Origin of the sequence: Acinetobacter gerneri DSM 14967 = CIP 107464 = MTCC 9824, from assembly GCF_000368565.1 — a bacterium.
Taxonomy (GTDB): domain Bacteria; phylum Pseudomonadota; class Gammaproteobacteria; order Pseudomonadales; family Moraxellaceae; genus Acinetobacter; species Acinetobacter gerneri.
In genome coordinates this window covers 1-2,533 of the sequence record NZ_KB849520.1, presented here as the reverse complement: position 1 = coordinate 2,533, position 2,533 = coordinate 1, and the positions used below count along the sequence as shown (strand labels likewise).

Sequence of the window (2,533 nt, the reverse complement as noted above, 5' to 3'; positions counted from 1 at the left end):
CTTTTAGCGGTATTTGTATGACAGCCACAATTGATTTACCTAGCGGACATTTGGATTTTCTCAAGGCTCTATCTCGCCCAACTGACTACCAAAAATTGCTGATTGAACTGTATGAAAAAACAGATCGGACAGCTACAGAAGATAAAAAATTATCCGCTTTAATCCGAACTGAAAAAGCCACTATTCGAGCCAACAAAGCCAAACAGGCTATGCAGAATCTCCTCAATGCAGAACGGACAAAGGAAAAGGCTTTAGAACGAAAGGCTAGAACCAAGCGACTGATTGAATTAGGCGCATTATTCGATATTGCCGATTTGGGTCATCACGATCCTGCAACATTGGTTGGTATGTTGAGTAGCATTAAAATCGCACCAGATGACGCTAGATGGTCGAAATGGCATGAACAAGGGGTTTCCATACTCCAAGATCGAAAACAGCCTAAAAACGTAAATTAGAGCGATTTAGACCTAACTACGACAGATTGACTACTAATCAAATTCAGCAAAAGCGGTAATCAGAGGGGGAAGTGAACGATTTATCGTTATGTCGCTCACACTCCGTTCGCTTTACTGATATATACTAAATTTTCTATAAATTATTAACTTAGGTAGTAACCACTATGCAGTTAGATGACTTAAAACAGAAAATTCTTACGATTGCCAACAAAGAATATCCAGGAGTTGCTTTAATAGAATTTGAGGATAATAAAATTGTTAGCTTATCTGAGTATGATATTGAAGATGTCATAAAAGCTTTAACAGAACTTCAAGATAATGCTTTTCTTATTAACGCAATAAGAATTGGTACTGATCAGACTGTGTCTTTTGGTCATTTAGAAATAACTGCTAAAGGTCGAAGTTTCTTAAAATAAGAACAATAAATCCTAATAGATTCATTTTGATTTTTCATAATGAATCTATATTTGATAAATCACTAAAGTAGCCGAACGAGTGTCTACGAGTGAACATACGCTATTAAAATTTTTGCAATGCCTTTTCCCTGATTACAAGCTCCCTTTCGACTTTAAACGGTAAGTACAGAGCATCCCGAATGGGTGCGAACGGAGAAGCTTTTGCTTTTCAAAAAGTATGAGCGCAGCGAATACATTATCAATGCTTTTGACTTTGCTTTTGCTTTTGAAACGACACGAGCGAAGCGAGTGCCATAGCCTTTGATTTTTGATTTTTCTCTTTTTTAATAATTTTAATAATTTTAATAATTTTAGACACGCTGAAACGCAAGCCTAGCAAGGCTTTCCAACCTTATAAATGGACGTTTGCTTAGCATTATGTGGACGTTTGCTTAGCATTATGTGGACGTTTGCTTAGCATTAAAAGGACGTTTGCTTAGCATTATGTGGACGTTTGCTTAGCATTATGTGGACGTTTGCTTAGCATTAAAAGGACGTTTGCTTAGCATTAATTGACATTGAAATTTAAAAGCCATATATTGACATCAAACAATAATGTCCTAAACAACTATGGCTAATGATCTTGTGGTGAAAAGTAATACCCTAATTAATGCTAGTTATAGCCTAACTCTTGCTGAACAACGTCTAATTGGTTTGGCTATTGTCAAAGCAAACAATCAGCATAAAGAAGTTGATACCAACACTATGCTTGTTGTCACCGCAGCGGAATATGTTGATATGTTCAAAGTTGACCGAGCAGCGGCTTACATGGCTTTAAAAGATGCTTCTGAGCGTTTATTCTCTAGGTACTTTACCTATGATATTTACTCAAGAGAATATGGGAAAGAATACGATTTAAAGCCCCCTAGAAAACTAAGTACCTCTGATGATTTGATTAAAGTTAAATCTCGATGGGTTCAAAAAATTGCTTACCGAGAAAGAAGTGGGGCAGTATATTTTCAATTTTCTACTGATTTAATCCCACTAATAACCAATCTAAAAGAATATTTCACAAGCTATTACTTGTCACAAACGGCTGATTTCTCTAGTTCTTATGCAACAAGGTTGTTTGAATTGTTGATGCAATGGAAAAGCACCAATTCTATACCTGTCATGGCTTTACATGAGCTCAGGAATAGCTTGGGTGTTGAGGAAAATCAATATAAATTGGTTGCGGATTTTAAAAAGCGAGTTCTTGATATTGCAGTTAATCAAATCAATGAAACCACTGACTATAAAATAGAGTATGAGCAACACAAAGAGGGTAGAACCATTACTGGTTTTTCATTCAAGTTTAAGCTAAAAAACTCTAAATCTAAGGCTCAAATAGATTCAAAAAGAGATCCAAACACGCCAGACTTCTTTATCAAAATGACCGATGCACAACGTCATTTATTTGCAAATAAAATGTCTGAAATGCCCGAAATGTCTAAGTATTCGCAAGGTACGGAAAGCTATCAGCAGTTTGCTGTACGTATTGCTGAAATGCTTTTACAACCTGAAAAATTTAGAGAACTTTACCCACTTTTAGAAAAAGCAGGGTACAAATAACACTATCGTTCAAGCCCTTTAGATTGCTGTGGTTGGTGCTTAATCTCTTGGGCTTGCTTGGTTTCGGCAGAT

Annotated in this window: 3 protein-coding genes; all 3 read left to right on the top strand. The window is 36.2% G+C overall.

What is annotated here, in order from left to right; all coding sequences use genetic code 11:
• Positions 1–17 precede the first annotated feature (17 nt).
• The 3 genes from F960_RS00140 to repM all read left to right on the top strand — a co-directional run bounded on the left by F960_RS00140 (position 18) and on the right by repM (position 2,461).
• Positions 18–455: a conjugal transfer protein TraD gene (locus F960_RS00140; RefSeq protein ID WP_020846910.1), complete on the top strand. Its 438-nt coding sequence runs from the start codon at positions 18–20 to the stop codon at positions 453–455.
• A gap of 164 nt (positions 456–619) precedes the next feature.
• Positions 620–871 carry a hypothetical protein gene (locus F960_RS00135; RefSeq protein WP_004845808.1) on the top strand — a complete coding sequence of 84 codons (252 nt, stop codon included), beginning with the start codon at positions 620–622 and terminating at the stop codon, positions 869–871.
• A 609-nt stretch (positions 872–1,480) separates the two neighbouring features.
• Positions 1,481–2,461, top strand: a complete 981-nt coding sequence (gene repM, locus F960_RS00130) for a replication initiation protein RepM (RefSeq protein ID WP_004845806.1) — start codon at positions 1,481–1,483, stop codon at positions 2,459–2,461.
• The last annotated feature ends 72 nt before the right edge of the window (positions 2,462–2,533 follow it).